The organism is Thermodesulfovibrionales bacterium (assembly GCA_035622735.1).
Taxonomy (GTDB): domain Bacteria; phylum Nitrospirota; class Thermodesulfovibrionia; order Thermodesulfovibrionales; family UBA9159; genus DASPUT01.
On the sequence record DASPUT010000085.1, the window covers coordinates 1 to 7,714 of the forward strand.

General features: G+C 50.5%; 6 protein-coding genes. 2 read left to right on the plus strand and 4 right to left on the minus strand.

The genetic code is table 11. The annotated features are described in order from the left end of the window. A partial coding sequence (locus VEI96_04765; protein ID HXX57291.1) for an acetate--CoA ligase family protein occupies window positions 1-342 on the minus strand: 342 nt, incomplete at its 3' end. Between the two features lie 198 nt (window positions 343-540). Here VEI96_04765 and VEI96_04770 point away from each other — a divergent pair. Then, a complete protein-coding gene (locus VEI96_04770) occupies window positions 541-2,022 on the plus strand; it encodes an aldehyde dehydrogenase family protein (GenBank protein ID HXX57292.1) in 1,482 nt (493 codons plus the stop codon). A gap of 143 nt (window positions 2,023-2,165) precedes the next feature. Here VEI96_04770 and VEI96_04775 read toward each other — a convergent pair whose 3' ends face one another. Both VEI96_04775 and VEI96_04780 read right to left on the minus strand, forming a co-directional pair. Further along, the gene (locus VEI96_04775; protein HXX57293.1) at window positions 2,166-3,332 is read right to left on the minus strand and encodes a WD40 repeat domain-containing protein; all 1,167 of its coding nucleotides are present in this window, start codon (window positions 3,330-3,332) and stop codon (window positions 2,166-2,168) included. A gap of 122 nt (window positions 3,333-3,454) precedes the next feature. Beyond that, entirely contained in the window at window positions 3,455-3,781 is a 327-nt protein-coding gene (locus VEI96_04780) for a zinc ribbon domain-containing protein (GenBank protein ID HXX57294.1), read from the minus strand. A 218-nt stretch (window positions 3,782-3,999) separates the two neighbouring features. Between VEI96_04780 and pruA the strand changes: the two genes are divergently transcribed. After that, window positions 4,000-6,945, plus strand: a complete 2,946-nt coding sequence (pruA, locus tag VEI96_04785; GenBank protein HXX57295.1) for an L-glutamate gamma-semialdehyde dehydrogenase — start codon at window positions 4,000-4,002, stop codon at window positions 6,943-6,945. A gap of 90 nt (window positions 6,946-7,035) precedes the next feature. Here pruA and VEI96_04790 read toward each other — a convergent pair whose 3' ends face one another. Further along, a complete protein-coding gene (locus VEI96_04790; protein HXX57296.1) occupies window positions 7,036-7,509 on the minus strand; it encodes a CBS domain-containing protein in 474 nt (157 codons plus the stop codon). Window positions 7,510-7,714 lie beyond the last annotated feature (205 nt).

Here is a 7,714-nt window from a genome sequence, read left to right on the forward strand (position 1 = left end):
AATGACCTCCCGTCCCTGCTCCGCCATCTCCTCGATGAGCACCCCTTCCACACCCTCAATCTTCAGAAGCTCCGACACGGCATTCTCCACGTCCTGCATGCTATTCAAGCCTAGCCTGACTCCCTTGATGTCGCTCTTCGATGCGATCGAGGATGAAGAGACCTTTGCGACGAGCGGAAACCGCAGATCACGCAAAGACGGAATTTCGGGACCTCCTCCCATGAATACTCCCTTCGGGATAGGAATCCCAACCTCCTTTAGAAGCCCTTTCACGTCATGTTCAAGAAAGATTTCTTTCGACTTGTTCCGTCCAAGAAAGGTTTTCAGAATCTCCTCGACCATCCTCCCTCCAACTTTTCTTCATTATATCACGCGCAGCGAGTTTCATAAGCCATTTACAAAACGCAAAAGCTGCCTTGTTGGATGAGCGATAAATATGTGTTACCATTTCTTTAAGATATGGTAACTCTGTCGAAGCCTTGATAGAAGGATCACAAGGCAAAGGAAGTCAGGGAATAGAGGGGTGGTCTCTTGGCAGAAATGATAAAGAACCTCATTGACGGGAAATGGGAAGATGCCTCCTCAGGAGAGACCTTTGAAAGCATTAACCCCGCCGACACCGGTGAGAAGTTAGGGTTGGTCGCCAAATCAACGCACGCAGATATAGACAGGGCCCTAAAAGCAGCGCGGAACGCGTTCAAGACATGGAGGCTCATCCCTGGACCGAAGAGGGGTGATATACTCTTCAGGGCCGCGGAAATACTGACAAGGAGAAAACAGGAATTGGGGGAGCTCGTGACCCGGGAGATGGGAAAGGTCCTGCCCGAGGCTCTCGGCGATGTCCAGTCGGCAATCGCGACTACCTATTACATGGCAGGCGAGGGAAGGAGGCTTTCCGGCGAGACGGTCCCTTCAGAGCTTCCGGAGAAAGACTGCAAGTCCGTCAGGGTTCCTGTCGGCGTTTGTGCCGTGATAACGCCATGGAATTTCCCCGTGGCCATCCCTGCATGGAAAATGATGCCTGCGCTCGTCTCCGGGAATACCGTCGTCCTCAAACCCAGCAGTTATACCGCGGCATGTGCGACAAAGCTCGGTGAAATCCTCCTCGAAGCAGGCCTCCCAGCAGGCGTCTTGAATATCTTACACGGCAGGGGAGAAGAGACCGGCGAATATCTTGCGACTCACCACGAGGTAGATGCTCTCTCCTTCACCGGTTCTACCGAGGTGGGTACGAGGCTCGCCGCGAGATGCACGGAACTCGGGAAAAAGGTCTCCTGCGAGATGGGAGGCAAAAACGCGATCATCGTCATGGACGATGCCCGTCTCGAACTCGCCGTCGAAGGCGCGGTCTGGTCCGGCTTCGGAACAACAGGACAGAGGTGCACCTCGGCGAGTCGTTTAGTCGTCCACGAAAAGATTTATGAGAGATTTTTCGATCTCTTCAAGACTGCCGCATCGAAACTGAAGATCGGCAACGGTCTCAGCAGAGAGACTGATGTCGGTCCGTTGACGAACGAAGCCCAGGTCCAGAAAGTACTCAGATACATCGAGATAGGGAAGGGAGAAGGAACTACCCTTGCCACCGGCGGGAAGGTATACAGGGAAGGAGAATGCGCGAAGGGCTACTTCGTCGAGCCTGCCATATTCACTGACGTCCTGCCTCACATGAGGATCGCGCAAGAGGAGATATTTGGGCCTGTCGTCTGCGTGATGAAGGCGAGGGATCTGGAAGATGCCCTATCCATCGTCAATGGCACGGCATACGGTCTTGTGGCCTCCATCTACACGCAGGATATCAACAAGGCTGCCATCGCCGAGAGAGAGCTTGATACGGGTATCGTTTATGTCAATGCCTCGACTATCGGAGCGGAGATTCAGCTGCCCTTCGGCGGGACAAAGAAGAGCGGCATAGGCAGCAGGGACCTCGGCGGACGGGGCGGGGCACTCGATATGTTCACGAAGTGGAAGGTAGTCTACCGGGACTTCAGCGGCAGGCTCCAGAAGGCTCATATCGATAAGTGAGAAGAAAGGGGCTGTTTCCTCCACCTTACAATCCATAGCCCTCGCAGGCCGGACAAATGACCTGCGACTCGACTTCACCGACGAATCGAAAGTTATTACGAATCAAACCTACTGTGGATTTCCAAAAGAAATCATCTTTCTGTTTACTCTCTCTCATCGATGCCCTTTTTACCCTCTGGCCAAGAATCAACACACCATTCTTCTTTCCACGTGCCAGTTTCATAAACACAAAGCTGCCCTTTCTTTTCAAAGGCAAAAGTCTTCCCCTCTGGACCGAACGCCATAGGGTATACATTGCATAGTCCCATTATTCTCGTTACATCATCAAACTCATGGACAAGTTTGTTGTTTGAGTAATCCCATATTTTTATATTCGCAGTGCTCGGAACTTTATCAGAGCCCATTGTAGCAAGGAGACGGCCATCAGATGAGAAGATCATTGAACTTATAGCATAGGGTGCAGCATCACTATCAAAAGGAGTCTTCCTCTCACTCGAATACACTTGCCACTCTTTGACCATTGTCTGATCTGCTATAGCCCAGACGCGGATGTGCCCATCCATAGAACCAAGAAGCAAATACTTTCCCGTAGGATCAAAAGTCCCTCCACAGTTCTTATAACGTGTAACTTTTCCTCCCACGTCTGCAATGATCTTGCTTTCTTCTAGATCCCATATAACTGCCCACTTATTCTCAAAAACAGCTTTAGGCGACCATTCATTATGTTCGAGTCTTCCCTGCCAAACAGCCGCATATCTACCGCTCGAACTCAAAGTCATTAATGGCACGCTACCAAGAGAATGTCCACCACTGAATCTCGAAGCATCTTCACGTTTCTTCAAAATGCTCCCGGTTCTTGCATCAAACTGAACTGAGTTTTTAAAGCCTAAGACAATAACCCGTCGGTCGTCTGCCGTAAATTGGATGCTGTTACCAGTAACACTCTTTTCTATCCATTTAGTCTTCCAGAGCCATTTCTTGTCTTTAATAGAATAGCAACCTATTTCATTACTTTTGAGCAAAGAAACTACAATTGAATTTCCATCATGGCTAATTGTTAAGGAGTGAGCCCATTCTCTAACGTCAAGCTTAATTACATGCTTCAGCTTTCCATCTTCCAGTGACCAAAACCTTATGCTTCCGGCAGGTTCTGTAGCGCAGTTACCAACCACCAAGGAAGATTGAGGAATTACAAATAGCGACTCAAGCCTGTTAATCCCGTCTCCGTCCTTAGTATCCCCGTGTACAAAGGACCCGAACATAATCGAAAACCAAAGAATAATACTTATCGATAATATTTTCATTTCCATTATAAGCCTCACCACAACATATTCCCGTGGTGATTTCCAATAATAACTTAAAGTATTTTCAATATTTTGAAAAGCATGAGTTCAGGAAGAAATTTTCTTTTGATCTGTTTCATTCCCACTCGCTACATTGCGTTAAGCAGCCTGTAATATTCCGTTATCTTTCGGAAAGATTCGACAGTTACTTGGAACAATATCCAACTGAGCACAAGGATCACGATGGTGAGTCCAATCTTCCAGCCTCGCTTCGTATTGGGACGCCACCAGATAAGCGGCAGCGCCAGAGGCCCCACACAGAGGAGCGAAATGACAATAAAGGATTTTCGGAAATACCATTTGACTGCGTCTTCTTTACGATCCGACTCAAAGGACTCGTCAAGAAACTCGCCGCAGTGTTTACACTTTATCGCAGCGTCTTGAATCTCTTCAGCGCAGTAGGGGCACTTCTTCATGAGCCATCGTCCTGGCAGAACTCGTCTGATGAACTGCATCTCTTGACCTGCAAATTGCCGTTCATGATCTTCACCATTTTAGCAGAGAAATAGGTTAAATGCTTTCGGAAGGTGACCGCTCTGCGGGTACCGATCAGGCATTACTGATGGCAGCTTATCAGGGCCCTCTGCCTCATATCATTCCCTTCCGTTCTGTAATATAATGATGACGATAAGCCATGGGAGATCAGGATTTAGAAAAAAGAATAAGGGAAATAGGCCTTCAGCTCCATTCCGCCATTGATGAAGTCCCTTCCATCTTCGACAAAAGGGGCTGGATAGGCAGACTCATGGATTGGACGATGAAGGACGAGACGTTCAGATTCAACCTCTTCAGATATATCGATCTCCTCCCGTCCCTCAAGACCGATGACCTTGTTGTGAGATTGCTCAAAGAGTATTTTGCAGACGGCGAAGAAACTCCGGCGATGATTCGGGAGGTTCTCGGGCACCTCCCGGCGAAGGGGATATTCCCCTCCATCGAGGCAAAAGTGATACGCTCAGGCATAGAAGGCCTTGCGAGAGAATTTATTGCAGAGAAGGAGCCGAAGGCTGCATTGCATGCCGTAAAGACACTCTGGGAAGGGGGTCTTGCTTGCAGCGTTGACCTCCTCGGCGAGGTGGTGGTGAGCGATAGGGAAGCACGGGGATACGGGGAAAGGTATCTGGAGATCCTGAACGTCCTCGTTCCCGAGGTCGGGAGCTGGAAGGAGAACAGGCTCCTCGAGGAAGACGACAAGGGACCTATCCCGCGTCTCGATATCTCGTTTAAGATTTCTTCCTTCTATTCACAGCTCGATCCCCTTGACTGGGAAGGCTCTATTGAAGAGGTGGAAGAAGGTCTGCGACCGGTGATCGAAAAGGCGAAGCAACTCGGGGCGTCCGTCTGCTTCGATATGGAACACTACTACTATAAGGACCTCACCCTTGCCGTCTTTAAGAGCGTCGCCGAAGAGTTTAGAGACTATCCCTTCATCGGGATAGCCCTACAGGCGTATATCAAAGATGCAAGAAAGGACTTCTCACAGCTCCTTGAGTGGGCAAAAGCGATGAGGAGACGGATAACCATTCGCCTCGTGAAGGGGGCCTATTGGGATTACGAGATCGTGACAAACCGCCAGAAAGGGTGGCCCGTGCCAGTATTTCTCGATAAGGAAGAGACCGATTCGAATTTTGAAGAACTCACGGGTTTGCTCCTCGCAAATTCAGAATGGATACGCACTGCCATAGCTACTCACAACATCAGGAGTATAAGCAACGCGTTAGCCGTTGCCGAGTCTCTGAAACTGCCCGAAGGGTCCTTCGAGTTCCAGATGCTCTACGGCATGGGTGATCCGATAAGAAAGACACTTGGACGGATGCGGAAGAGGGTGAGGGTTTACACGCCGGTGGGGGAACTCATCCCGGGAATGGCGTACCTGGTGCGGAGGCTTCTCGAAAATACCTCGAATACCTCTTTCCTGAGAAATTTTTTCAGTGGGAAGATGCCCTTTGAAGAGATGATGAGAGCACCGAACCCAGGGAAGAATGCTCCCGAGGAAGAACCAATCGGCGACAGATTTCAGAATGAGCCGCCCACGGATTTCTCTGTCGCCGCAAACAGGATCGGAATGAAGGAGGCTCTTAAGAAGGTTCGAGGTGACTTCAACAAGAAATACCCGATCCGTATCGGTGATAGAGAAGTTTGGACAGAAAAAGAAACTCTGTCACTGAACCCTTCTCGCCCCTCCGAAATCGTCGGCAGGGTGTCGTCGGCCTCGCGGGAGAACGCGGAAAAGGCTTTGAGGGTCGCAAGAAAGGCATGGGATTTCTGGAAGAAGGTCCGACCCGGCACCCGGGCCGCATATCTTTTCAAGGCCGCTAGTCTGATGAGGGAAAAGAGATTTGAGCTTGCGGCCCTTGAGGTATATGAGGTCGGAAAGACATGGAGAGATGCTGATGCCGATGTCGTTGAGGCGATCGATTACCTCGAATATTACGGCAGGGAGATGATGCGTCTCGGGACACCTCAGCATCTCGGAAACTATCCGGGAGAGGAAAACGAATACCGCTATGAACCGCGCGGGGTCGGAGTCGTGATCTCGCCGTGGAACTTCCCGCTTGCGATACCAACGGGCATGGCATCTGCGGCGATCGTTACCGGAAACTGCGTAATCTTCAAACCCTCCGGTCTTTCGGCCGTTACCGGTTCGAAACTTGCAGAGATATTCATGCTGACGGGACTTCCGCCCGGTGTCCTGCAATTCCTTCCCGGCTCGGGAGAAGAAGTCGGTGATTTCCTCGTGAAGCATCCGGAGATTGACTTTGTAGCATTCACGGGATCCCGCGATGTAGGATTGGGGATATTGCGTCACGCGGCCGAGACCCACCAGCTGCAAAAAAACATAAAGAGAGTTATCGCTGAGATGGGAGGGAAGAACGCCATTATCGTTGACGAGACCGCAGATCTTGATGAAGCGGTGAAAGGCGTTGTAGAGTCGTCCCTCGGTTATCAGGGGCAGAAATGCTCTGCCTGCTCGCGGGTCATCGTGGCTGAACCGGTCTATGAAGAGTTCTGTGGGAGACTGAAAGATGCGATCGAGAGCATCCGCATAGGGCCATCTGAATTGCCGGGCACTTTCGCGGGACCGGTAATTGATGACAAGGCATTAAAGAAGATAGAGGAGTATATCGAAGCAGGGAAGAGAGAGGGACAGGCGGTCCTTTTCGATAAGCCTGATGGGGCTGGATATTTCATCGGGCCCGCTCTCCTCCTTCACGTCGCCCCCGATTCAGCAGTGGCGCAGGAGGAGATTTTCGGTCCGGTACTCGTGGTTATGAAGTCGAAAGATATCGACGACGCGATCATCATCGCCAACAATACCCGATACGCGCTGACCGGAGGACTCTTCTCGAGGAGTCCGACTCATATAGGGAAGGTCAAGGACGAATTCAGGGTGGGGAACCTCTATCTCAACAGGAGGATTACGGGCGCTCTTGTCGGAAGACAGCCCTTCGGAGGGTTCGGGATGTCCGGAGTCGGGTCGAAGGCCGGAGGGCCGGATTACCTTTTGCAGTTCACGAATTCGCGGAGCATCTCGGAAAATACCCTGCGAAGAGGGTTTGCGCCTCTCGACCGAGGCTAAAAGGCAAGACAAAAAATACGCAGCCTGACCTGCGCTTTCAAATCACTTCAGGGGATCGCGCAAAAGAGAGCCGCAAAAATGATCCCTCTATCAGGCAGCCTTTGCGTAAGCTCCGGATTCATGTTCAGGCCTGTAACGACCTTCCGCGAGGACGTTAATGATCGTCTTCCGGGTAATCAGCCCCACGAGTTTTCTATTCTCAACGACGGGAAGTATCGAGAATCTTTCTCTGTAGAGAATGTCCATGACTTCTTCAAGCGAGGCAGTCGTCGTTACCGTGAGAGGAGTTTCGCACACATCCGTATGGCCCAGATGTCCGCATTTCATAATCGACTCTGCTGTGAAGTCTTCTATCATTCTCCCCTCATTCAATGCGTCGAGGATGTCGTATTCGGAAATGATGCCGATGACCTCAAGGTTGCCGTTTACCACCGGGAGAGCAGGATAAGGAACCAACAGCTTGTTGAGCAGCTCTTTGCCCTGCTCCTGGAAAGGCAGACTGAGCCTCGGATACATTATATCCTTCGCGTAGATCGTGCTCTTTACCGATGCCTTCGTTTCCATACCGAACCTCCTTTCGGCTTAGCCGGTCGAACCTTTCACACAGGCAAACCGAATGTTTCGATTTCCTCACCTCCTGTAAATAGGATAGGCTTTATCCTGTTTCTTGTCAAGAGCGGATTTCTATTCTCTATCCTTGATATTAGGCGGCAAGACCCTTATTTCAGGTCTAAATGAAAGCGGTAGTTTTGGTAGCTGAAGATAGCTC

What these genes read in the sequence shown, in the direction of transcription:
- VEI96_04770 (HXX57292.1), top strand. Translation starts at nt 541, where the DNA reads ATGATAAAGAACCTCATTGACGGGAAATGGGAAGATGCCTCCTCAGGA.
- pruA (HXX57295.1), top strand. Translation starts at nt 4,000, where the DNA reads ATGGGAGATCAGGATTTAGAAAAAAGAATAAGGGAAATAGGCCTTCAG.
- VEI96_04780 (HXX57294.1), bottom strand. Translation starts at nt 3,781, where the DNA reads ATGAAGAAGTGCCCCTACTGCGCTGAAGAGATTCAAGACGCTGCGATA.
- VEI96_04790 (HXX57296.1), bottom strand. Translation starts at nt 7,509, where the DNA reads ATGGAAACGAAGGCATCGGTAAAGAGCACGATCTACGCGAAGGATATA.
- VEI96_04775 (HXX57293.1), bottom strand. Translation starts at nt 3,332, where the DNA reads ATGGAAATGAAAATATTATCGATAAGTATTATTCTTTGGTTTTCGATT.